9 protein-coding genes are annotated in these 25,821 nt (G+C 70.3%); 6 read left to right on the top strand and 3 right to left on the bottom strand.

Going from position 1 to position 25,821, the window contains the following annotated elements; all coding sequences use genetic code 11:
• Positions 1–71: 71 nt before the first annotated feature.
• Positions 72–1,691, top strand: coding sequence for an acyl-CoA synthetase (locus GPX89_RS17790; protein ID WP_157388652.1), 1,620 nt, complete (start codon positions 72–74; stop codon positions 1,689–1,691).
• 3 nt (positions 1,692–1,694) lie between these two features.
• On the opposite strand, the gene GPX89_RS45910 is transcribed toward GPX89_RS17790, so the two are convergent.
• The gene (locus GPX89_RS45910; protein WP_328601947.1) at positions 1,695–2,117 is read right to left on the bottom strand and encodes an EF-hand domain-containing protein; all 423 of its coding nucleotides are present in this window, start codon (positions 2,115–2,117) and stop codon (positions 1,695–1,697) included.
• A 149-nt stretch (positions 2,118–2,266) separates the two neighbouring features.
• Here GPX89_RS45910 and GPX89_RS46245 point away from each other — a divergent pair, with 149 nt between their 5' ends.
• Positions 2,267–3,127: a protein kinase family protein gene (locus tag GPX89_RS46245; RefSeq protein ID WP_157388650.1), complete on the top strand. Its 861-nt coding sequence runs from the start codon at positions 2,267–2,269 to the stop codon at positions 3,125–3,127.
• Positions 3,128–3,180: 53 nt separating this feature from the next.
• Here the strand turns inward: GPX89_RS46245 and GPX89_RS17775 are convergent, their stop codons facing one another.
• Together GPX89_RS17775 and GPX89_RS17770 are read right to left on the bottom strand one after the other, a co-directional pair.
• Positions 3,181–3,573: an SCO5389 family protein gene (locus GPX89_RS17775; RefSeq protein ID WP_157388649.1), complete on the bottom strand. Its 393-nt coding sequence runs from the start codon at positions 3,571–3,573 to the stop codon at positions 3,181–3,183.
• A 57-nt stretch (positions 3,574–3,630) separates the two neighbouring features.
• Positions 3,631–4,674 (bottom strand): NAD(P)H-dependent flavin oxidoreductase, encoded by a 1,044-nt coding sequence (locus GPX89_RS17770; protein WP_157388647.1) that lies wholly within the window; start codon positions 4,672–4,674, stop codon positions 3,631–3,633.
• Positions 4,675–4,959: 285 nt separating this feature from the next.
• On the opposite strand from GPX89_RS17770, the gene GPX89_RS17765 reads away from it, so the two are divergent.
• The 4 genes from GPX89_RS17765 (at position 4,960) to GPX89_RS17740 (ending at position 25,759) form a co-directional block, all read left to right on the top strand.
• The gene (locus GPX89_RS17765; RefSeq protein ID WP_328601946.1) at positions 4,960–5,715 is read left to right on the top strand and encodes a M23 family metallopeptidase; all 756 of its coding nucleotides are present in this window, start codon (positions 4,960–4,962) and stop codon (positions 5,713–5,715) included.
• A 59-nt stretch (positions 5,716–5,774) separates the two neighbouring features.
• Entirely contained in the window at positions 5,775–6,755 is a 981-nt protein-coding gene (locus tag GPX89_RS17760; protein ID WP_328601945.1) for a helix-turn-helix transcriptional regulator, read from the top strand.
• Positions 6,756–7,023: 268 nt separating this feature from the next.
• A complete protein-coding gene (locus tag GPX89_RS44655) occupies positions 7,024–16,455 on the top strand; it encodes a non-ribosomal peptide synthetase (protein WP_235947487.1) in 9,432 nt (3,143 codons plus the stop codon).
• A gap of 199 nt (positions 16,456–16,654) precedes the next feature.
• Complete coding sequence (locus tag GPX89_RS17740) at positions 16,655–25,759, top strand: non-ribosomal peptide synthetase (RefSeq protein ID WP_157388642.1); 9,105 nt, start codon at positions 16,655–16,657, stop codon at positions 25,757–25,759.
• Positions 25,760–25,821 lie beyond the last annotated feature (62 nt).

The following is a 25,821-nucleotide window of genomic DNA, read 5'->3' as shown; positions in this document are numbered from 1 at the left end:
GGGTGGACGAGGAGGTCCCGGGTGGAATCGACACGCGCGCACGGTGGATCGATGGTCGGAGGTGGGCGCGGATGACGCTCGGGTTGATCAGGTCGGTGGGGGAGCGGGCCTATCTGGAGGCGGAGTCGGCTCGGCTGGTGGTGGGGGCGGGGCTGGCCCGGGTCGAATCGCCGACGATCCTGTTGTCGGCGGCCACGGCCATGCTGCGGTACGGGACGCTGGCGGCGGGGCTGCGGTTGTCGGCGGCGCGCTACGGCGCGCGGACGGCGGTGATCGACGAGCTGGGGGAGCTGACTTTCGCCGAGCTCGAGGATCGATCCAATCGGCTGGCCAACGCCTGGCGCGAACGCGGGCTGAAACCGCGTGAGGGCGTGGCGATTCTGGCGCGCAATCATCGCGGGCTGCTCGAAGCGGTCTTCGCGGCCGCCAAGTGCGGGGCCAAGATCATTCTGCTGAACACCGATTTCGCGGGGCCGCAGATTCGCGACGTCGCCACCCGCGAGGGCACCGACCTGCTGGTCTACGACGACGAGTACGCGCACATGCTCGACGAGGTGCATCCGCGGCGCGGCAGCTACCGGGCCTGGACCGAGCAGCCGCGCGAGGACAGCCTCGAATCCCTCATCGCGACAGGATCATCCGCCGCCCCGCCCGCTCCCGGTGCGGAACCGAAGATCATCCTGCTCACCAGCGGCACCACCGGCACCCCGAAGGGCGCGCCCCGCGCGGAGCCGAAATCGCTGCTGTCGCTGGGCGGTCTGCTGTCCAAGGTCCCGTTCCGGGTGAACGAGGTGACCGAGTGCTGTGCGCCCATGTTCCACACGCTCGGCTTCGCCATGGCCATGCTGTCGCTCGGATTCGGTTCCACCGTGGTGATCCGCCGCCGCTTCGACCCCCAGGTCGCCATCGACTCCATGGCCGAACACAAGGCCACCACCGTGATCGCCGTGCCGGTCATGCTCAACCGCATGATCGACCTGGGCGGGCAGGCGCTCACCGGGCACGATCTGTCGGCGCTGCGCATCATCTTCGTGGCGGGATCGCAACTGGGTGCGCAGCTCTGCCGCGAGGTGACCGCGGCCTTCGGGCCGGTCGTCTACAACCTGTACGGGTCGACCGAGGTCGCCTACGCCACCATCGCCACCCCGGAGGATCTGGCCGCAGAGCCCGGCTGCGTGGGCAGACCGGTGCTGGGCGCGCGGGTGCGGATCCTCGACGACCGGGGCCGCGCGGTGCCCAACGGCGCGACCGGCCGCATCTTCGTGGGCAACAGCATCCAGTTCGAGGGCTATACCGGCGGCGGCCACAAGGAGATCATCGGCGGCCTCATGTCCTCCGGAGATGTCGGCCACTTCGACGGCGAGGGCAGGCTTTTCATCGACGGCCGCGATGACGACATGATCGTCTCCGGCGGCGAGAACGTCTTCCCGATCGAGGTCGAGGAGCTGCTCTACACCCATCCGGCGGTGCGCGAGGCGGCCGTCATCGGCGTGGCCGATGAGCAGTTCGGCGCGCGGCTCAAGGCCTTCGTGGTGGTCCACGACGGGCACACGTTCACCGAGGCGGAAGTCCGGGAGTTCGTGAAGTCGAACCTGGCCCGCTACAAGGTTCCCCGCGAAGTGGTCTTCCTCGACGAACTCCCGCGCAACCCCACCGGCAAGGTGCTCAAGCGCAAACTCCAGGAGGTCTGAGCACTACTGCGCGAGCTTGGCGAGCAGGGCTGCGAACTCGGCGCGCGACAGGAAGCCGTCGCCGTCGAGATCGGCTGCCACCAGCAGGCTTTCGGCCGATTCGTCGGTCAGCCCGGGGCAGGTGCGCAGCAGTGACTCCAGCTCGTCGAGCTCGATCAGCTCGTTATGGTTGACGTCGAAGGTGTCGAAAGCGGCGTCGGCGTCGGTGATCTCGGGATCACGGCCCAGCCGCGCCGCCTCGAACTCGGCCCGCGAGATCAGCCAGTCCCCGTCGGTGTCGGCCGCCGCGACCAGCCGCTCGACCGCCTCGGCATCGATGTCCAACCCGAGCGCGGTGATCCCGGCCAGGATGTCGTCGGCGGAGATCTGCCCGTCCCCGTCGCGGTCCCACAGGTCGAAGGTGTCGGCGGGCTGCTCGCTGGCCACGGGTGCTCCTCGGTGCTGAACATATTGGTGCCGACTGCATTCGACCCCACCTCGAGCGGGTCGGTCAAGCCGGAGACTCCACTGTGCACCCGCCCCCGGCGGCCGTATGCTGAGCACCGCGCGATACGCGGTGAAGCAGGGGAGGGCAGGTGCCCGGGGAAGGCGATCTCGGCCACTACCGACTGGTCAAATTGCTCGGCCGGGGCGGCATGGGGCAGGTGTGGCTGGCCGAGGACACTCGCCTGGAACGCGAGGTGGCGCTGAAACTCCTCCCCGTCGAGCTGGCCGCCGATGAGGACTATCGCCGCCGCTTCGAACGCGAAGCCCGGCTGGCCGCCCGCCTGCGCGGGCCACATGTGGTGCCCATCCACGCATTCGGTGAGTCGGCTTCGCCGCACAGCGGTGTCTCGGCGGCGCGAATGCCCGGGGTCGGTCCTGAGCCTCTGAGCGCCGCCCCGTCGCCGAGCGTGACACCGCCCGGTTCGGTTCCGCAGGGTGGAATGCCAGCGGGCGCAACGCATTCACCCGGCATGATGGCGCACGAAGACGCCGCGTCCGCGGTCATGCCTCCACCTGGTGTGCTACCACGGCCCGGCGTGCCGCGCGGTGGAGTATCCGTGAGTGGACCGTTCGGCGTTACTTCCATGACCGCAGCATCGCCCGCGGGTGGAATGGCCATGGACAGGGTGGATTACGTCTCGCCGCATTCGTATTCGCAAGCGGGAACCGGCTACTCCACCGGGACGGTCCCGCCGATGGAGAAGCCGCGGGTTCGGCCGTGGCAGCCGGTGTGGTGGGTGGTGCTGGGACTGCTGGTCCTGCTGTTCGGGCTCTTGGCGATCGCGACCGTCCTGATGTCGCTGGATCGAGCCTTCGACGGCATGGGCGAGACGGTGGTCGCGTGGTTCATGTTCGTAGCACCGTTCGCGCTGTTCGTCTGGCTGGTCGTCCGGGAGGTAAAGAAGTTCCGGGCCGAACGGCGTCGTTGGCGGGAAGCCGGTGCACGGTGAACGCGGTTCGGCGCGACCGGGTTTCGGTCGCGCCGAACGGTGTTCTCAGGCGCTCAGCAGTTGCGGAGTTCCGGGCTCTGGTTGAGCAGCTGGGCGCGGGTGGAGATGAAGGTGCTGTAGGTGTCGTTGCCGACCGAGGAGAGCGGGAACGCCGCTACCCGGTGGCAGTTCTGGAAGGCGAGCTTGATGCCGAAGTGGCGTTCCAAGCCGCCGCGGATGGCGTCGGAGGCCATGGCGCGCAGGAGCTGGCCGCGAGCGGTCTCATCCGGTGGCGCGATGGTGTTGTCGGCGAATTCCGCCGTGCCGGAACGCAGATCGGCGGCTACCCGGCTGACGACCTCGTAGGCGTAGGGCAGCGAATTGCGGACGCATTCGACGAACTCTGCGTCGCTGACTTCACCGCGTTCAGCGCGCTCGAGTAGTGCGGTGGGTACGTCGAGTGACATATCGCTCTCCTCATGGGATGGCGGAAGGTGTCAGCCGATTGTAGACGGAAACGGTTGTCAATAAGTCTGGATTCGCAGTGAAAGTGCCCGTTCCAGAGCATTTTTCGCATCCGCCGACAGGGTGCGCACCAGCTCGCCCGCCGGTAGCTCGGGTGCCAGCGAATGCGCCTGACCTGCCCAGAGATTCACCGCGTCGGCGTTGCCCTCCGTCCGTGCGGCGGCCCGCAAAGGTCCGGTCGCGTAATGGATCTCGGGGTAGGCGGCGGGTGCGTCCGGGTGCTCGACCATGAATCGGTTGCGCAGCCCGCGGGCTCGCCGCCCGGTGAAGGCGCGGGTGAGCATGGTGGGTGTGTCCTCGGTGATGGCCGCCCGGATCAGCGGTGCGGTCCCGGCTTCGGGGCAGCGCAGGAACGCGGTGCCGATCTGGGCCGCCGCCGCACCCGCGGCCAGCACCCCGGCGACGGCCTGCCCGGTGGTGATTCCGCCGGCCGCGACGATCGGCACCGACACCGCCGCGCGCAGCAGCTGGACCAGGGTCAGCAGCCCGAGCGCGTCGACGAGATCATCGGCCGGGTCGTCGGCGAACGTCCCGCGATGCCCGCCCGCTTCGGTGCCCTGTGCGACGAGCACGTCCGCGCCCGCCTCGACGGCCTGCCGGGCCTCGGCCACGGTCGTGACGGTCACCCACATCTCGGACCCGACCGCGTGCAGTCGCGCGATCTCGGCGGCCGAGGGGCAGCCGAAGGTGCTCGACACCACCGCGACCGGGTCGGCGACCAGCAGGTCGAGCTTGGCGTCCCAGTCGTCGGTGTCGTGCTTGGCGTCGCCGACGGGGAACTCGCGGGACAGCTCCTCTATATAAGGAGAGAACCGAGCGGTCGGACTGGGCTCGGAAGGGTAGAACAGATTGACCCCGAAGGCGCGCGTGGTCAGCGCCCGGGTGGCCTTGATGCGTACACCCAGTTCACTCGCGGGCAAATATCCGGCCGCCAAGAACCCCAGCCCGCCCGCCTCGCAGACGGCGGCGGCCAGTTCCGGTGTGGACGGGCCCCCGGCCATGGGGGCAAGAACGATCGGCGTACCCAACTCGTCGAGAACCATGTCACAAGTGTGCCCCTCGAGTTACCTTTTGTGATCAAGGGTTCGAGTACCCGACCTGGCGTTATCGCACAAAAGGTTGCGGAATGGTCACGGACGAGTACAGTTTCCATCACAGCGATGCCGAATCGTTACCGGACCCACCGAACGCTAGGACTTGCAGTGCCGCACCACCGAACGACCGCGAACTCCGTAACTGTCATGGATTTGCTTGGTGATTCCGGTGCCGGTCGCACTGGCGCCACGTCTCGCAGACGTCACCGGGCCGAACCGTCCACCACCGATCGCGTGAAGACCGTCGCGGGTGTGGCCGTCGCCGCGGGTGCCCTCATCGGCACCGCGACGCAGCTGGTCCCCGCCCTCGCGCACGCCGCACCGCTCCTACCCGGTCATGACGAGAAACCGGCCGCCCCGGTCGCCGAGGCCGCCTCCGACTCCGCGGTCATGCTCAAAGAGGCCAAGCCGGACGTCGCCCCCGTCGCGCAGGCCGCGACCCAGGCCAAGGACGTCGCCGCCACCCCCAGCCCCGATCCCGCCCCGTTCGGCCTGCAGAACCTGCCGCCGGAGGTCTCCGCTCCGCTGCAGCAGGCCGAGCAGACCCTCAAGACCCTGCAGCAGCAGCTGAATCCCGGGCCGAACGTGGTCAAGCCGGTCGACGGTCAGCTCACCTCCGGCTTCGGAATGCGCTGGGGCGCGATGCATTACGGCATCGACTTCGCCGATCCGATCGGCACCCCGATCCACTCCGTCATGGGCGGCACGGTCATCTCGGCCGGCCCCGCCTCGGGCTTCGGCCTCTGGGTGCGTGTCAAGCAGGACGACGGCACCACCGCGGTCTACGGCCACGTCAACGACATGTACGTGACCGTCGGCCAGCGTGTGAACACCGGCGATGTCATCGCCTCCGTGGGCAACCGCGGCAACTCGACAGGTCCCCATCTGCACCTCGAGATCTGGGACGCCGCAGACAACAAGATGGATCCGCTGCCATGGCTAGCCAGCAAGGGCGTTCTCATGCAGCAGCAGTGGGGACCGGACCAGTAGAGCGTTCACCGCTGCCCGCGGCCGGACGATTTCCGGACCGGCGACCGCCGGTGGGCGCGGTGACGACACTGGACGATCTCTTCGACCCGGCCTCGCTGCCCGGCCGCTCCTACGCCGTGCTCGTAGCGCACCCGCGCTCGACCGTGCTCGAGGTGGCCGAGCGGCTGACCGTGCCGCCCCGGGTGGCCGAATCCGCCCTCGAGGCGCTGTGTCACCTCGAGGCCGCGGTCCGGCTCACCGACGGCAAGGGTGTGGTGCGTTTCGACGCGCACGCCCCGGAAGCCCTGTCGGAGGCCGAGACTCGCCGCCGCAACCAGGACATGCTGCGCATGCAGTCGGCGGCGGCGCGGCTGGGCGAGACCTTCCGCTCGGTGCGTCGCACCGCCGACGCCGACGGCGCGGTGGTGGCGGTCTACGAACGCCGCCAGCTGCTGGCCGATTTCGAGGACCTGCAGCACACCGCGCACGCCTGCGTGAAGGTGGTCGAGCGCGGCCCGTTCCTCTCCGACGTGGAGACCGAGGAGCGGATGTTCGAGCTCAAGTCCTCGCGCATTCAGGCGGGCATCGACTACCGGACCCTGTACCAGGAGACCATCTACCAGGACCCGGAGCGGCTGCGGCACGTGCTCGCGACCAATGCGGTTGGTGCGCAGGCGCGTACGCTGCCCGATCCGCCCATGAAGCTGATCGTCGCCGACGATCGGCGCGCGGTGCTGGTGCTGCACACCGACGAACGCCGCGGCGACCCCATGGGCGTGCGCGTCGGCCCGTCGCCCACCTTGGACCTGCTGGTCAAGACGTTCGACGCGCTGTGGCTCATGTCCACGCCGATCTCGGTGAACCCGGCCGAGGCCCTCGACGAGCGTGACAAGGCGATCCTGACGCTGATGAGCATGGGCGCGACCGACGACACCATCGCGCGCCGGCTCGGCCTCTCGCGCCGGACCGTGGTGCGCCGGACCGCGAGCCTGCTCGAACGCCTCGGCGCCAGCACCCGCTTCCAGGCGGGAGTGCAGGCCACACGCCGCGGCTGGCTCTGAATCGCCGGTCGATCCGCCGCCGCGTCGCGGTGGAATCGGCCCTGAATTGTGGTGTATTTCACTCGCGTTGATGAAGCTGCAACGCGACGGCGCTCTCGCGCCGATGGGTGAGTGAACAGAGATCGTGCGGGAATTCCCGCCGATGCGCCCGTATAGGATTGCTCAGACCGCCCCCACAACTGACGGCATGCGCTCGCGCCGTCGGCTGGATGCCGAATTCGCTTCGGCCGAGCGGGACCTGATGAACGCGAGAGGTGAAGACACTCGAATGGATACTGCCCGCCGTTCAGCTCGTGGTAGCCGTCGCCGCCGGTCCGGCAGCCTGCTCTTCGGGCAGCTGCTGACGGCCTCGGTCGAGGCCGCGGCCGATGCGGTGGCGATCCGTTTCAACCCCACCGGCGCTCCCGCCGACCAGCGGGAACTCACCTATCGCGAACTCGACGAGACCTCCTCGCGGCTGGCGCGCGAGCTCATCGAACGCGGCATCGGCCCGGGTGACGTGGTCGCCATCGGGATCAGCCGCTCGATCGAATCGGTGCTCGCGGTCTGGGCCATCGCCAAGGCGGGCGCGGCCTACGTGCCGGTCGACCCGAAGTATCCGGCCGATCGCATCGACTACCTGCTGACCGACTCGGGCGCGGTGCTCGGTGTGACCACTTCGCAGCACCGCGAGGCGCTGGGCGACGGCGTCACCTGGCTGGAACTCGACGAGCCGGGGAACGCGGCCCGCATCGAGGCCCGGCCCGCGCACCCCATCTCCTACGCGGACCGGGTGCGTCCGCTGACCGAGCAGCATCCGGCCTACCTCATCTACACCTCGGGCTCGACCGGCCGCCCGAAGGGCGTCGTCGTCACGCACACCGGTCTGGCCGCGCTGGTCGCCGCCGAGCGCGAGCACTACGGCGTCGAGCGGGATTCGCGGGTGCTGCACGTGTGCTCGCCGAACTTCGACGTCTCGGTGCTGGAACTGCTGCTCGCCTTCTCCTCGGGCGCGACCCTGGTGGTGTCGCCGCCGACCGTCTTCGGCGGGCACGACCTGGCCGAACTGCTGCGGCGCGAACGCGTCTCGCACATGCTGATCACCCCCGCCGCGCTGGAGTCGGTCGAGGCGAGCGGCCTGGACGAGCTGCGCGTCGTGGTGGTGGCCGGTGACAAGTTCGGTCCGGAACTGGTCGCGCGCTGGGCGGTCCCGGGGCGGGCCTTCTACAACGGCTACGGTCCGACCGAGGCCACCATCCTCGCCACCAGCTCGGCGGCGATGGTGCCGGGCGAACCCATCACCATCGGCACCGCGATCCCGGGCGTCGGCGCGTTCGTGCTCGACACCCGGCTGCGGCCGGTGCCCGCGGGCGTCATCGGCGAGCTGTACCTCGCGGGTCCCGCTCTCGCGCAGGGCTATCTGGGCCGTCCGGGCCTGACCGCGGAACGCTTCGTGGCCAGCCCCTTCGCCGGGGCCGACAATCCGGGCGCTCGCCTGTACCGGACCGGCGACCTGGTGCGGTACGGCCGCGAGGACGGCGTCATCGAATACCTGGGTCGCTCCGACTTCCAGGTGAAGATCCGCGGCTTCCGCATCGAACTGGGCGAGATCGACAACGCCCTCACCGCGCACCCGGACATCGATTTCGCGGTGACCCTCGGCAAGACCCTGCCCTCGGGCGCGACCGCGCTGGTCGCCTATGTCCTGCCGACCCCGGGCCACACCGTCGACACCGCCGCGGTCGCCGAGGAGCTCGGGCGCAGCCTGCCCGCGCACATGGTGCCCTCGGCCCTCATGGTGCTCGACCACCTGCCGCTGACCTCCAACGGCAAGCTCGACCGCGCCGCGCTGCCCGAGCCGGAGTTCCCGGCAACCACCTCGCGACCGCCGTCGGGTCCGGTGGAAACCCAACTGGCGCAACTGTTCGCGGACCTGTTGCGGGCCGAAGAGGTCGGCGCGGACGACTCGTTCTTCGCCATCGGCGGCGACTCCATCCTGTCGATCCAGCTGGTGTCGCGGGCGCGCGCGGCGGGCATCGTCTTCACCCCGCAGGACGTGTTCGAGCAGCGGACCGTGGCCGGGCTGGCCAAGGTGGCCGTGGTCGGCGACGACACCCAGATCGTGAAGCTCGAGGAGCTGCCCGGCGGCGGCATCGGCGAGATCCCGCTGACCCCGGTGCTGGCCGAATACCTGGCCGACGGTGTGTCGGAACGCTTTTCGCAGACCATGGTGCTGGGGCTGCCGGAAGGTATCGACCGCACCGGTATCGCGGACACCCTGAACGCCGTCCTGACCCACCACGATGTGCTGCGGTCCCGGCTGCAGCGCGACGGTGACACCTGGTCGCTGCAGGTGCCCCCGGCCGCGGGCGTGGACGCGAACGCGCTGATCGCCGAGGTCGAGCTGCCCGCCGGTGTCGAGGGTGCGGAACTGGCCCGACTGGGCAGCGCCGCAATGGATTCCACCCTGGCCGCGCTGGACCCGATCGGCGGCCGCATGGTCGCGGTCACCTGGCTGCGCCGCCCCGACGCGGCCGATGTGCTGCTCGTCGCCGCGCACCACTACGTGATCGACGGCGTCTCCTGGCGCATCCTCATCTCGGATCTGGTGCTGGCCTGGGTGCAGCGCGCGGCCGGACAGCGCCCGGCGCTCCCGGGCGTCGGCACCTCGTTCCGGCGCTGGGCCCACGCCCTGGCCGAGGTCGCGACCGAGGACGCGCGTCGCGGCGAGCTCGACTACTGGCGTCGCGCGCTCACCTCGCCGGACCCGCTGCTGGGCGCCCGCGCCCTGGACAAGTCGGTCGACACCTATGCGACGGTGCGCCGCTTCAGCATTCAGGTGCCCACGGAGGTCACCGAGGCCGTGCTCACCGAGGTGCCCGCGCTCTACCGCGGCGGCGTGAACGACGGCCTGCTGGCCGCGCTCGCGCTGGCGGTGCGGTCGTGGCGGGATCGCCGCGGCGTCGACGCGCCCGTCACCCGGGTCCGCATGGAGGGCCACGGTCGCGAGGAGAGCGTCGTTCCGGGCGCGGACATCACCCGCACCATCGGCTGGTTCACCACCGTCTACCCGGTCGCCCTGGATCTGACCGGCTTCGACACCGCGGCGGCGCTGGAGGGTGGCGCGATCACCGCGGCGGTGCTGCGTTCGGTGAAGGAACAGCTGTTGGCCATGCCCGACAAGGGAATCGGCTTCGGCATGCTGCGTCACCTCGATGCGGCGAGCGCCGGTGAGCTGACGGGCCGGGTGGCCCAGATCGGCTTCAACTACCTGGGCCGGATCTCGACCGGCGAGATCGCCGAAGCTCCGGCGGGCGCGGGCTGGCTGCCCACCGACGCGCTCGGCGAGCTCGAGGTGGATCAGGACCTCGCGATGCCGGTGAGCACCGTCGTCGACATCAATGCCATCGTCACCGACGGCGAGGCGGGACCCCGCATGTCGGTGTCGTTCCAGTACGCCGCCGAGATCCTGGACGAGGCCGCGGTGCGCGAGCTGGCGCAGGACTGGGTGGCCGCGCTCGGCGCGGTCGCCCGCCACGTGAAGGACCCGGCCGCAGGCGGTTTGACGCCCTCGGACGTGCCGCTGGTGCGTGCCACCCAGGTCGAGCTCGACTCCTGGCGGCGCGAATACCCGGGCCTGTCGGACGTGCTGCCGCTCTCGCCGCTGGCCTCGGGTTTGTACTTCCACACCCTCATGACCGCCGGTGCGGCCGACGATTACGTCACCCAGTTCGCGCTCGAGCTCGCGGGCACGGTCGATCTCGAGCGCATGCGCCGCGCGGCGCGCGCCATCCTGGATCGGCACGCCGCGCTGCGGGCGGCCTTCGTGCCCGCGGCCGACGGGACGCCGGTGCAGGTCGTGGTCGACGGGCTGGAAGCACCGTGGCAGGTCATCGACGACGTGGCCGACGCGGATGTGCCGACCCTGCTCGAACAGGATCAGCGCACCCGATTCGATCCGGCCGTCGCGCCCCTCATTCGATTCACGGTGTACCGCACGGTGTCCGGGCGCATCCACTTCGTGCTGACCACGCACCACCTGCTCTTCGACGGCTGGTCGCTGCCGCTGTTGATGAAGGATCTGCTGATCTCCTATGCGATGCACGGGGATTCGTCGTTGCTGCCGCCGGTGCGGCCCTACCGCGACTACCTGACGTGGCTCTCGCGCCAGGACCGTGACGCCACCCTGGAGAAGTGGCGGACGACCCTGACCGGCGCGCTGCCCACCCTCGTCGAGAACGTGCTGACGCGCCCCGCCGACCCCGAGATCGGTTACGGCGAAATCGAATTCGAGCTCTCCGAGGCCGAGACCGCGGCCGTCACGGCCTTCGCGGCCGGGTCCGAGGTCACCGTCAACACCGTGGTGCAGGCGTCCTGGGCGCTCATTCTGTCCGCGCTGACCGACCGCGACGACGTGGTCTTCGGCGCGGTGGTCTCGGGCCGCCCGCCGCAGCTGGACGGCGTCGACGACATGATCGGCCTGTTCACCAACACCATTCCGGTGCGGGTGCGCTTCGACGAAGACTGGACCGTGCGGGATCTGCTGGGCCGGGTGCAGGCCGAGCAGGCTGGTCTGCTCGAGCACCACTACCTGGGGCTGGCCGAGGTGCAGAGCGCGGCCGGGATCGGCGCGGCGTTCGACTCGCTGGTCGCCTACGAGTCCTATCCGGTCGACGCCGAGGGGCTGCAGGCCGCCGGCGGCGCCATCGACGGCCTCGAGGTGGCCGGGATCAAGGGCGTGACCTTCACCCACTACCCGGTGACCGTCGTGGTGGAATCCGGTGCGCGCCTGCGCTTCAAGATCTGGCACCGCCGCGACGCCGTGTCCGGCTCGACGGCCGAATCGCTGGCCGCCCTGCTGCGCGCGCTCGTCGGCCGCTTCGTCGGCGCATCGCCGGATGCGGTTGCCGCACAGTCGAACTGGTGGCTGTCGGGTGCGCCCGCCGGTCGCCTGGAGTTGCCCGCCGACCGCCCGCGCCCGGCCACGCCGTCGCGCCGCGGCAACGAGCTGCACTTCGATCTCTACCCCGAGGTGCACTCGGCGCTGGATCGTCTGGCGCAGCGACATGATTCGAGCGTGTTCACCGTCGTGCGCGCGGCCTTCGCGGTGCTGCTGTCGCGTCTGTCGGGCGGGACCCGGGAGATCGCCATGGGCGCGGTGTCTTCCGATCGCCCTGCGGCCCTCGCCGTTTCGCCCGCCGACGCGATCGTGCTGCGCACCGAGGTGGATCCGGGCAGCACCTTCGCCGCGCTGCTCGACCGGGTGGGGAGCGCCGACGCCGAGGCGTTCGGCCGTCCCGGCGGTGCGTCGGAGCGACTGTCCGGCATTCTCGACGCGATCCGCGGCGCGGCGGGTCAGCCGCCGTTCCAGGTGCTGATCACCGCCGGAAACCCGGGCTACGGCAACGGGGTCGCGCAGGTCGACCTGCAACTCGACGTGACCGACCGGCCCGCCGCCACCGGCGTCGCGCTGACCTTCACCTACGCCACCGATCTGTTCGAACCGGCGACCGTGCAGGACTTCGCCGATCGCCTGACCCGGCTGCTCACCGCCGTCGCGGCGGACGAGAACGCGGTGGTCGGCGATATCGACATCTACGCCCCGGGCGAGCGCGATCTCGTTCTGCACGAGTGGAATTCGCCCGGCGCGCCGGTGCCGGACGTGACCCTCGTCGATCTGATCGCGGCGCGCGCCGCGCAGCATCCCGAAGCCACGGCGGTCCGCTTCGGTGACGCCACGCTCACCTTCAGCGAGCTCATGCGGCAGGCCAACCGGGTGGCGCGCGGGCTCATCGCCGCGGGCGCGGGACCGGAATCGCTGGTGGCCGTGGCGGTTCCGCGGACCGAGCAGCTGCCGGTGGCGCTGCTGTCGGTGCTGGTCGCGGGCGCGGGCTACCTGCCGATCGACACCGCCTACCCGGCGCAGCGGCTGGAGTTCATGCTGGGCGATTCCCGCCCGGTCGCCATTCTGACCACCGCCGCCGAACGGGACGCGGTGCCCGCCGGGGACATTCCGGTGGTGCTGCTGGACGAGCCGACCGGCTACTCGGCCGCCCCGGTCTCCAACGCCGAGCGCCGTGCGCCGCTGCGCTCGGACCAGCTGGCCTACGTCATCTACACCTCCGGCTCGACCGGTGTGCCCAAGGGCGTCGGCGTCACCCACCGCAATGTGGTGGAGCTGTTCGCGAACACCCAGGCGCACTTCGACTTCGACGACCACGACGTGTGGACGCTGTTCCACTCCTTCGCCTTCGACTTCTCGGTGTGGGAACTGTGGTGCGCGCTGGCCAACGGCGGCGCGGTGGTGGTGGTCGACCACCTCACCTCGCGGTCGCCGGAGCAGTTCCGCGAGTTGCTGATTCGCGAGCGGGTGACGGTCCTCAACCAGACGCCGTCGGCGTTCTACCAGCTCGTCGAGGCCGATCGGGCCGCGGCGGGCGCGAGCGACCCCTCCGGCTGGGGTGAGTTGGCGCTGCGCTACGTCGTATTCGGCGGTGAGGCACTGGATCTGCGCCAGCTGCGCCGCTGGTACGACCGGCATCCCGCGGACGCGCCGCGCCTGGTGAACATGTACGGCATCACCGAGACCACGGTGCACGTGTCGTTCCTGGCGCTGGACGAGGAGCTGGCCGAGCAGCCGAGCAGCATGATCGGCCGCGCGCTGCCGGGCCTGAGCGCGCGCGTGCTCGACCAGCGGCTGCACCCGGCCCCGGTCGGGGTCGCGGGCGAGATCTATGTCGACGGCGCGCAGCTCTCGCGCGGTTACCTGGGCCGCCCGAGCCTGACGGCCGCGCGCTTCGTGGCCAACCCGTTCGGCCCGCCCGGTTCGCGCATGTACCGCGCCGGTGACGTCGGCCGCTGGGTCGGTTTCGGCGGCGAGGCCAATCTCGAGTACGCGGGCCGCAGCGACCAGCAGGTGCAGCTGCGCGGCTTCCGCATCGAACTCGGCGAGATCGAGTCGGCGCTGCTACGCCTGCCCGGCATCAGCCAGGCGGTCGCGCTGGTGCGCACCGACCACGGCGTGGATCAGCTGGTCGGATATGTGGTGCCCGAGGCCGACACCCTCGTCGATCCGGCGGAGATGAAGGCCGCGCTCGGCGAATTCCTCACCGCCTACATGGTTCCCGACGCCCTCGTGGCCCTGGACGTGCTGCCGCTCACCCCGAACGGCAAGCTGGACCGCAAGGCGCTGCCCGCGCCGGAGACCGTCAGCTCCGTCGAGTTCCGCGCACCCCGCACCGAGACCGAACGCGTGGTGGCCGCCGAGTTCGCGGCCCTGCTGGGCGCGGCCGAGGTCGGCGTGGACGACGACTTCTTCGCCCTCGGCGGCAATTCGCTGCTGGCCACCCGCGCGGTGGCACGCATCAACGAGGCCCTGGGCGCGAATCTCGCGGTGCGCGAACTGTTCGAGGCGTCCACGGTCGAGGCGCTGGCCGCCCGCGTGGTGACCGGTGCGGCCGGGAACCGCCCGGCGCTGGTGGCGGGCGAGCGGCCTGCGCACGTGCCGCTGTCGCTGGCCCAGCAGCGCATGTGGATCCTCAACCAGCTCGATCCCGAATCGCCCGCCTACAACATCCCACTGGCGCTGCGGCTTTCGGGCACCCTCGACATCGCGGCGCTGCGCCGGGCGGTGCTGGACCTGCTCGAGCGTCACGAGTCGCTGCGCACCCGCTACCCGGTGGACGCGGAAGGCATTGCCTACCAGGAGATCCTGCCGGTCGAGCAGGTGCTGCCCAATGGGCTCGAGGTCGGGCCGCGGGCCGACGCGCTGCAACGCATGACCGCGGTGCTCACCGGCGGATTCGATGTCACCGCACAGGTTCCCATCCGGGCGCTGCTGTGCACCGACGGCGACGGCGGGACCGAGCATTACCTGGTCGTGGTGGTGCACCACATCACCGCCGACGCCGCGTCGCTGCCGCCGCTGGCCCGCGACCTGATGATGGCGTACGTGGCTCGCTCCCAGGGTGTTCCGCCCGCGTGGACGCCGCTGCCGGTGCAGTACGCCGACTTCGCGCTCTGGCAGCACGAGGTCATCGGCACCGACGACGACGAGAATTCGGTCGCCGCGGCGCAATTGGCGTTCTGGCGGGATCGGCTCGACGGCGCGGGGACCACCCTCGGCCTGCCGCTGGACCGGCCCCGGCCGGCGGTGCGGACCATGGAGGGCGGCGCGACCACCTTCACGGTGCCCGCCGAGGTGCACGAGGGGCTGAATCGCATTGCCCGCGAGCACAATGCCTCGCTGTTCATGGTGGTGCACGCCGCACTGGCCGCGCTGCTCGCGCGGCTCTCGGGCGGGCGGGACGTCACCATCGGCACGCCCATCGCGGGCCGCGGCGAACGCGTCCTCGACGATGTGGTCGGCATGTTCGTGAACACCCTCGCGCTGCGCACGGCGGTCGATTCGGCGGCGTCGTTCGGCGAGCTCGTCGACACCGCCCGCGAGACCGACCTGGCCGCCTACGGCAACGCGGACATCCCGTTCGAGCGGGTGGTCGAGGCGGTCGCCCCGGATCGCGGTGCCCAGGGCCAGGATTCGCTGTTCCAGGTGGTGCTGTCGTTCCAGAACACCGAGCAGGCCGGGCTGGAGCTGCCCGGGCTGTCGGTCACCGCGCTCGACACCGGGGCGGTCTCGGCCAAGTTCGATCTGCAGGTCACCATCGACCCGCGGCTGTCGGAGCAGGACGGCACCGTCGGCGAGCTCGTGGGCGCGCTCACCTACGCCTCCGACATCTTCGACGAGGCCACCATCCGCACCTTCGGCGAACGGCTGACGCGGGTGCTGACCGCGGTGGCCGCCGATCCGCGCGGCCGTGTCGGGGACATCGAACTCGGTGGCGCGCAGGCGCGTCCGCAGGCCGCCGCGCCGGTCGCCCAGACCGCGGCCGTCACCCGCGGCACCCAGCTGCCGCAGTTGCTGACCGCGGCGGTGGAGGACGATCCGGACGGTCCCGCCCTGGTGTGGGGCGACGGTGCGCTGTCGTATCAGGAACTCGACGCTCGCTCTTCGCGTTTGGCGCGGGTGCTCATCGGCCGCGGCTGCGGTCCGGGGACCGGGGTCGCGGTGCGCCTGGATCGCGGCATCGGCGCGGTCGTGGCCACCTGGGCGGTGCTCAAGTCCGGTGCGGCCCTGGTGCCGGTGACCGGCGCGGAGCTGCCCGCCGATCTGGTGATCAAGGTCGGGCTGACCGCCATCGCGGGCGGCACCACCCATGATGTCGACTGGCTGGTCCTCACCGATCCGGCGCTGGCCGCCGAGATCGCGGCGGCCTCGCCGCGCCCGGTGACCTACGCCAACCGGACCCGGGCCCTGCAGGGCGGCGATCCGGCCTTCGTCACCGGTGACCGCGTCCTGACCTACGACGAGCTCGCCGAGCTGGTCAGCCGGATCGGTGCGAGCACCGAGTTGACCTTCGAGTCGCGCACCTTCCGCCGCGGCCGTTCCGATGTGCCCGCGGCCGCGGTCGAGGTGCTGGCCGCCGGTGCCAGCGGTGCGTCGGTCGTGATCATGACGGTCGAGTCCGGCGATTCGCTCGCCGATGCCCTCGCCGAGGAATGGGTGACCCACCTGTTCAGCGATCTGGCCGGGCTCGGGGAAGTGGGTACGGAACCGCTGGAGGATCTGCAGGCGGTCATCGTCGACGAGGGACCGGCGGATAGCGCTGCCGCCCTTGTGCCTTGGGTCACCACGATGGTTTCCGTGGAAAGTAAGCAATGAGTTAACGGGGTCGAGGTTCCCCTTATCGAAACTGGTCATGCCCGGTCGCCGCTGGTGGTCGGGCATGACTCGTTTTCCACCGTGACGCTATAAGTCCCGTTTATCTCGCATTGTACGACTTGCCGGTATTTATACGCTCGTCCAGTATTGGAACGTTTGAGTCGACGTCGCGATAACGGTGAAAAATGGGGAGTGGCTAATGGTTTGGGCCGGGGGCAATCCGCTCGAGAATGCCGCACAACGAGCTGGACGGCCCGGCTCGAACCGAACCCGCCCGGTCCGGACCCGAGGTCCCCGGATACCCACCCTGCCGCAATTGCTCTCGGCCGCGGTCGAATCCGATCCGCATGCCCTCGCGCTCGTCCTGGCCGACGACTCGGCCACCCTGGCGACCCTGACGTACACCCAACTGGATGATCGTTCGACACGGTTGGCCCGACTGCTCATCGAGCAGGGCATCGGCCCCGGAGATCTGGTGGCGGTGGGAATTCCGCGCTCGATCGAATCGATCGTCGCGGTGTGGGCCATTGCCAAGGCCGGCGCCGGATTCGTACCGGTGGACCCGAAATACCCGGCCGATCGCGTCGCCCACATGGTCACCGATTCCGGTGCGGTAGCGGGTATCACGATCGCCGCGATCGAATCCGGGCTGCCCGGTGCGGTCGAGTGGCTGGTCATCGACGCCCCGGCGGGCGCGGCCCGGCTGGCGGCCGCGTCGAGCGAGCTGATCACCAATGTCGACCGGGTGCGCCCGCTGCACGCGCACCACCCCGCCTACGTCATCTACACCTCGGGTTCGACCGGCCTGCCCAAGGGCGTGGTGGTCACGCAGGCCAATGCCTCGGTGTACAGCGGCGTGCAGCGCGAGCTCCTGGCCGCTTCATCGGATTCCCGGGTCCTGCACGTGATCTCGCCGTCGTTCGACGTCTCGGTGGGTGAGCTGCTGCTCGCGATCGGTGCGGCCGCGACCCTGGTCGTCGCCGCGCCGACGGTCTACGGCGGTCCGGAACTGGCGGCGCTGCTGCGGCGCGAGCGGGTGACGCACATGATGATCACGCCGGCGGCGCTCACATCGGTAGATCCGAGCGGGCTCGACGCGCTGGAGGCGGTGGTCGTCGCGGGGGAGGCGTGCCCGCCGGATCTGGTGCGGCGCTGGGCCATTCCGCTGTCCGACGGACGCACCCGACGGTTCGTGAACGGGTACGGGCCGACCGAGGCGACGATTCTGGCCAATACCGCCGATCTGACGCCGGACGCGCCGGTGACGATCGGCGGACCGCTGCGCAGTGTCCTCGAATACGTGCTCGACGAGCGGCTGCTGCCGAGCCTCGACGGTGCGGCGGGTGAGCTGTACCTCGCGGGGGACCAGCTGGCCCGGGGTTATCACGATCGGCCCGGGCTCACCGCGGAGCGGTTCGTGGCGAATCCGTTCGGCCCGGCGGGTTCTCGCATGTACCGCACGGGCGATCTGGTGCGACAGGCGGCGTCCGGGGATCTGGAGTATCTGGGGCGCAATGACTTCCAGGTCAAGATTCGTGGCTTCCGGATCGAGCTCGGTGAGATCGACGCGGTGCTCGCGGGACATCCGAGCGTGGACTTCGCGGTCACCATCGGGCACGAACTCGCCGATGGCGCAACGATTCTGGCCTCGTACGTGCATGCCGACGGTGCTGCCGTCGTCGATGCCGACGAGCTGATGGCCCTGGCCGGGCGCAGCCTGCCCGCGCACATGGTGCCCACCGTCATCACGGTGCTCGACCGGATTCCGCTGACCCCGGTCGGGAAGCTGGATCGCCGGGCGCTGCCCGCGCCCCGGTTGCGTGTGGCCGAGTTCCGGGCCCCGGTGGGCCGGCTCGAGACCCTGGTCGCCGAGGTGTTCGCCGAGTTGCTGGGCACGGTGGATCCGATCGGCGCGGACGATGACTTCTTCGGCCTGGGCGGCAATTCGCTCATCGCCGCCCGCGGCGCGGCGCGGCTGGGTGCGCTGATCTCGGCCCGGGTGCCCGGCCGGCTGCTGTTCACCGCGCCGACGGTGTCCGAATTGGCGCGCGAGCTGGCCGAACTCGAGGGCGCGGGTGGGCGCGCGGCGCTCGAACCACGTCCGCGTCCGGAACGCGTCCCGCTGTCTCCGGCGCAGCAGCGGATGTGGTTCCTCAACCAGTTCGATACCGGTTCGGCGGCCGAGAACATCCCGTTCGCGCTGCGGCTGACCGGTGCGCTGGACGTCGTGGCGTTGCGGGCGGCGTTCGGCGACCTGATCGAACGGCACGAAGCGCTGCGCACCGTGTACCCCGCCGTGGACGGCACCGGCTACCAGTCGATTCTTCCTGCCGCGGAGGTGATTCCGGAGATCGTCCCGCAGCCGGTACCCGAGGAGAACATCCTCGCGTGGCTGGCCGAACGGGCCCTGTCCGGATTCGACGTGTCGGCGCGGGTGCCGCTGCGCGTCGAGCTGGCGTGGCTGGGCCCGGACGACCACGTGCTCGCGATCGTGTTGCACCACATCGCCGCCGACGGCTTCTCGACCGGACCCTTCGCACGAGATCTGCTGACGGCCTATCTGGCTCGGCTCGGCGGTCTGGCCCCGGACTGGCGTCCGCTGCCGGTCCAGTACGCCGATTACACGCTGTGGCAGCGCGCGCTGCTCGGCGACGAGAATGAACCGGGATCACTCGCCGCCACCCAGATCGACTACTGGCGAACGGCTTTGGCGGGCATTCCCGACCGCCTCGAACTGCCCGCGGACCGGGCGCGGCCGACCGTGGCCTCGGGGCGGGGCGCGACCCACAGCTTCGCGATCGACGCGGAACTGGTCGCGCGGATCGGCGAACTCGCCCATGCCGCGGGCGCTTCGCCGTTCATGGTGTGGCACGGTGCCCTCGCCGCACTGCTGGCCCGGTTGTCCGGTACCGGCGACATCGTGATCGGGACCCCCGTGGCGGGTCGCGGTGAGGCCGAGCTCGACGATCTCGTCGGCATGTTCGTCAACACCCTGGCACTGCGGACCCGCGTCGACGGCGACGCCTCGTTCACGGAGCTGCTCGGGACCGTGAAGGAAACGGATCTGGCGGCGTTCTCGCACGCGGAGCTGCCCTTCGAGCGGCTCGTCGAGGTCCTCGATCCGGTCCGGACCCGGGCGCATCATCCGCTGTTCCAGGTCGCGCTGTTCTTCCAGAATCTCGATGCCCCGCGCGTCGAACTGCCGGGACTTTCCGTCGAGTCCGTCGAAACCGGCGGTGCGATCGCGAAATTCGACCTGCAGCTGTCACTGCTTCCCCAGGCGGACGAGGGAAAGCCCGCCGGGATGAACGCGGTGTTCACCTATGCCACGGACCTTTTCGATCAGCCGACCGTCGAGGGCTTCGCGCAGCGACTGGTGCGCCTGCTGTCCGCGGTGGCGGAGGACCCGTCCACGCCCCTCGGCGATATCGAACTGCTCGGCGCCGACGAACGGGCCCGAATGCTGCTGGGCTGGAACGACACCCGGCATCCCGTCGGCGCGGAGGCGCTGCTCGACGGCTACCGGCGTGCGGTGGAGGCGTTCCCCGACGCGGTGGCCGTGCACTACGAGGGCGTGGAGCTGACCTATCGGGAGTTCGACGAGCGCGTCAACCGGCTGGCCCGGCTGCTGATCGACCGGGGCGTGGGTCCGGAATCGCTGGTGGGCCTCGCGATCCGGCGGTCACCGGACCTGGTCGTCGGCATGTACGCCGTCCTCACCGCCGGTGGCGCGTACGTTCCGCTGGACCCCGACCACCCGGTCGAGCGCAACCGGTACGTGGTCGACATCGCCCGGCCGGTATGCCTGCTGACCACCTCGCGCGACGGTTTCGAGCTCGCCGCACCGGGGGTCGTGCTGCTCGATGAGCTGGATGTGTCGGGCTATTCCGACGCGCCGGTCACCGACGCGGACCGGCTCGCCCCGCTGCGCCCGGAGCACACCGCGTACGTGATCTTCACGTCCGGTTCCACCGGTCGCCCCAAGGGCGTCGCGGTCTCCCATACCGCCATCCACAACCAGATCAGCTGGATGCTGGCCGAGTATCCGATGACCCCGCAGGACGTCTATCTGCAGAAGACGGCGACGACGTTCGATGTCTCGCTGTGGGGTTATTTCATGCCGTTGCGGGTGGGTGCGAAGCTGGTGGTCGCCACGCACGACGGGCATCGTGACCCGGCCTATGTGGCGGAAACCATTGCCCGGCAGCGGGTGACGGTGACCGATTTCGTGCCGTCGATGCTGACGGTTTTCGCCGCGCACACCGTGGCGGGTGGTCTAGGGACGCTGCGCGATGTCTTCGTGATCGGTGAGGCGTTGCCGCCGGAGACCGTGGCCGCTTTCGCCGGGGTCTGTTCGGCGCGGGTGCACAATCTGTACGGTCCGACCGAGGCCGCTGTGTCGGTGACCTATTGGCAGGCACGCGGTGACGAGCGCGCGAGCGTCCCGATCGGTGGCCCGCAGTGGAATGTCGCGGTGTACGTGCTGGATTCGCGGCTGCGTCCGGTCCCGGCCGGTGTCCCGGGCGAGCTGTATCTCGCGGGCGATCAATTGGCGCGCGGTTATGTGGGCCGCCCCGATCTGACCTCGGATCGGTTCGTCGCCAATCCCTTCGGGCACGGTGAGCGCATGTACCGCACGGGCGATCTGGTCGTCTGGCGTGCGGGCGGGCATCTGGATTATCTCGGGCGCACCGATTTCCAGGTGAAGTTCCGCGGCCAGCGCATCGAGCTCGGTGAGATCGAAACCGCCTTGCTGGCACAGCCTTCGGTCAGCGCGGCCGCCGTCTCGGTGATGTCCTCCGAGCTCGGCGATCAGCTGGTCGCGCATGTAGTGGCAGCCCCCGGTCACCTCGTCGAGAGTGCGGAGCTGCTGGCGGCGTTGTCGGATTCGCTGCCCAAGTACATGATTCCGTCGGCCGTGGTGGCGATGGCCGAGTTCCCGCTCAACGCGAGCGGGAAGCTGGATCGTAAGGCGCTGCCCGCGCCGAGTTTCAGTGCTCGTGAGTTCCGTGCTCCCGCGACTCCTGTCGAGGAGATCGTGGCGGGTGTGTTCGCCGAGGTGCTCGGTGTGGAGCGGGTGGGTGCGGACGATGATTTCTTCGCGCTGGGCGGCAATTCGCTGATCGCCACGGCGGTGGTGGCCAGACTCGGCGCGGCCGTGGGCGGTCGGGTGCCGGTGCGTGTTCTCTTCGAAGCGACCACCGTCTCCGAACTCGCCGACCGCGTCGAAAAGCTCGCGGGTACGGGCGGCCGGATCCCGCTGACCGCACGGGAGCGGCCGGACACGATTCCGCTCTCCCTGGCTCAGCGACGCATGTGGTTCCTCAACCAGTTCGATACGGACTCGGCGGCCTACAACATGCCGATCGCCATCCGGCTCACCGGTGAACTGGATGTGGCCGCCCTGCGGACCGCCGTCGCCGACCTGTTCGCACGCCACGAGATCCTGCGGACGATCTATCCGCGCACCGAGGGCGATCCGTCGCAGGTCATTCTGACCGTGGCGCAAGCGCTTCCGGACCTCGCGCCGGTCGCGGTGCCCGCACGGGAGCTGCCCGGCCGGATCATCGAATTCCTCGCGGCGGGCTTCGACGTGACCACCGACGTGCCGGTGCGGGCCAGGCTCTTCCGGGCCGGCGACAGCGAGAACCCGGAGTACGTCCTGGCTCTCGTCGCCCACCACATCGGCGCCGACGGCTGGTCCATGGGCCCGCTCACCCGCGACGTGATGACCGCCTACGCGGCCCGGGTGTCCGGGCACGCCCCCGGCTGGTCCCCGCTGCCGGTGCAGTACGCCGACTTCGCGCTCTGGCAGCGCGAGGTGCTCGGCTCCGAGGACGATCCCACCAGCCTGCTGGCCACGCAGTCCGCCTACTGGCGTACCACGCTGGCCGGACTGCCCGACGAACTGAACCTGCCCGCCGACCGCCCCCGGCCGGCGGTCCAGTCCGGAGCGGGCGGCCGCGTCCGCTTCCGCATCGACGGCGAATGCGGCCGGGCCGCACACGAACTCGCCCGCGCGAACCGGGTGACCCTGTTCACGCTCGTGCACGCGGCCCTGGCGGTGCTGCTGGCGCGGCTGTCGGGCACCGAGGACATCGTCATCGGCACCCCGGTGGCGGGTCGCGGTGAGGTCGAACTGGACGATGCCATCGGCATGTTCGTCAACACCCTGGCGCTGCGCACCCCGGTCCGGGGCGAGGACAGTTTCACCGAGCTGCTGGCCCGCACCCAGGAGGTCGATCTGGCTGCGTTCGCGCACGCGGATCTGCCCTTCGAACGACTGGTGGAGGTCGTCAATCCGGCCCGGTCGACCTCGCGGCATCCGCTGTTCCAGGTGATGCTGTCGTTCTGGAATCTGCCCGAGAGCACCTTCGAACTGCCGAATCTGCGTGTGGAAGCGATCGATTCGGATATCGCCGCCGAGGAGTTCGACCTGTCGGTGACCATCACCGAGACCCGCGACTCTGGTCTGCACGCCGAATTCTCCTATTCGCGAGACCTTTTCGACGAGGACACGGTGGCCGGATTCGCCGACCGGTTCTGCGGCCTGCTGGACGCGGTGACCCGCTGGCCGCACGCCGCCGTCGGCGATCTCCCGCTCCTGGACGCCGCGGAGTACCGCGAACTCGTCCGGAAGACGCCCGCGATCGGATCCGGAGAACTGCTGCCGGAACTGCTGGAACACGGTGTCCGCCTGGGTGCGGACCGCCCGGCGCTGCGCTTCGACGGCCGCACGATCAGCTACGGCGAACTCGACGACCACGCGTCACGCCTGGCGCGGTTGCTCATCGCACACGGGGCCGCGCCCGGGACGCCGGTGGCCGTCGCGCTGCCGCGCTCGCCGTGGAATGTGACGGCCCTCTGGGCGGTCGCGCGCAGCGGTGCCGCGTTCGTGCCGATCGACCCCGCCTATCCCGCCGATCGGGTGCGCTACATCCTCGAGGACGCGGGAATCACCCTGGGCGTCACCGTGTCCGGCCACCTGGCCGCGCTGCCGGACGGTCCGCAATGGCTCGTGCTGGACGACCCGGCCACCGAGGCGCGTCTCGCGGACGTATCCGGTGAGCCGGTGTCCGACGCGGACCGGCTCGGGCGGCTGCGTCCCGACCAGCTCGCGTATGTCATCTACACCTCCGGATCGACCGGCCGCCCCAAGGGCGTCGCCGTCACCCACACCGGTCTGAGCGACCTGGTCGAGCACAATGTGGAGCTGTTCGGCCTGAAGTCCGATCACCGGATGCTGCACATCTGCTCGCCGAGCTTCGACCAGTCGATCGAGGAATGGCTGCCCGCCTTCCGCGCGGGCGCGACCCTGGTCATCGCACCGCCCGACATCGTCGGCGGCGCGGAGCTGCACGAGCTGCTGCGCGGCGAGCGGATCACCCACCTGCTCGTCACCCCGGCACAGCTGGGCACCGTCGACCCGGCCGGGCTCGACGACCTCGAGGTGGTATCGACCGGCGGCGAGGCCACGACCCCGGAGCTGGTCGCCAAGTGGCAGCCGGAACGCCGCTATCTCAACGGATACGGGCCGACCGAGGCCACCGTCTCCGTCACCTACGCGGAACTCACCGCGGGACAGCCGGTATCGATCGGGACCCCGCTGCCCGGCGTCGCCGCCTATGTGCTGGACGCGCGGTTGAACCCGGTGCCGCCCGGCGTCGCGGGCGAGCTGTATCTGGCGGGCCGTGCGCTGGCCCGCGGATATCACGGCCGCGCGGGGCTCTCCGCCGAGCGGTTCGTGGCCAGCCCGTTCGCGACGGGAGAGCGCATGTACCGCACCGGCGATGTGGTGCGCTGGACAGCGTCCCGCGAACTCGAGTACATGGGCCGCTCGGACTTCCAGGTGAAGATCCGCGGCTTCCGCATCGAACTCGGCGAGATCGACGCGGTCCTCGGCGCGCACGACCAGGTGGACCACGTCGTGACCCTGGGCCGGGAGACCGCCGCCGGGGAAACCGTGCTGGTGTCGTATGTGACTGCCGTGCACGGCCATACGGTGGATACCGGTCGATTGACCCAGCACGTGGCCGCGTATCTGCCCTCCTACATGGTCCCGGCGGCCATCGTCGTACTGGACGCGTTGCCGCTGACTCCGGTCGGCAAGCTGGACCGTGCCGCCCTGCCCGCGCCCGAGCTGCGGCCCCGCGCCTACCGGCAGCCCGCGACACCCGCTGAATCCCTGGTTGCCGAGGTCTTCTCGGAGGCGCTCGGGTTGGAGCGGGTCGGCGCCGAGGACGACTTCTTCGCGGTCGGCGGCACCTCGCTGCTGGCGACCGGGGTCGTGGGCCGTCTACGGGAGGAGACCGGCGCACCACTGACCGTCGCCGACGTCTTCGGCGACGCCACCGTCGCCGGGCTGGCCCGCCGCCTCGAGGTGCTCACCCGGACCGGCGCGCCCGGCGCGCTCGACGGGCACGACCCGACCGGCGCGCTCGGCGTCATGCTGCCCATCCGGGCGGCGGGCGAGGCCCGGCCGCTGTTCTGCGTCCATCCGCTGGTCGGATTGGCCTGGTGCTATTCGGGTTTGACCCGCGTGCTACCGGTCGGACAGCCGATCTTCGGTGTGCAGTCGCCCGCGCTGACGGAAACGGACTTCGCTCCGGCCACCCTCGCCGATATCGCGCGGCGCTACATCGCCGAGCTGCAGACCGTCCAACCCGAGGGGCCCTACCGCCTGCTGGGCTGGTCGCTCGGCGGCAAGCTCGCACACACCATGGCGACAATGCTGCAGGCCCGGGGAGAGTCGGTCGAGCTGCTCGCCATTCTCGACGGGTACCCGGCGGCGGATCGGGCGGAATTCCGGGCCGATGTCCGGGAGACCTTCGCCAACCGCGGGCTCGCGGACGCCCTGCCCGGCACCGAGGACGCGCTCGAGCTGAACGAGGCCACGCTGGCCGCGCTGCACACGGCCCTCGCACCCGAACTCGACGGCGTGCCACCCGAATTGGTGCGACGCGTGGCCGACACGGCCTTGCGCACGGTGGCGATGGAGGAGGACTTCCGGCCCGCCGTCTATCGGGGCACGCTGTTGTTCTTCGGCGCGGCCGACCCGGCCCACGCGGTGGCCGGACGATCGGTGTCGGACTGGGAGCCGTTCGTCTCCGGAGCGATCGTCGACCATCTGATCCCGGTGACTCACGACCGCATGACCGATTCAGCGGCCTTTGCGCGCATCGGTGCATTCCTCTCCGACGCACTGCAGAAAATCGACGACGGGCATCTCGATCCGACCGACATTGCCGTCGCGGATGTGCCGTGGGTCACTCCGGGTGTCGGATCGGCAGTGAACGCCGAGTGAACCACGATCCGGTCGACAGCGAGCTCGGAGGGAATATCGAGTAGCCGCCCGGGCCCTGTGGG

Source organism: Nocardia terrae, assembly GCF_009760405.1.
In the GTDB taxonomy this organism is placed as follows: Bacteria; Actinomycetota; Actinomycetes; order Mycobacteriales; family Mycobacteriaceae; genus Nocardia; species Nocardia terrae.
The sequence above is the reverse complement of the archived record's forward strand: the minus strand, read 5'-3'. Positions and strand labels throughout refer to the sequence as shown.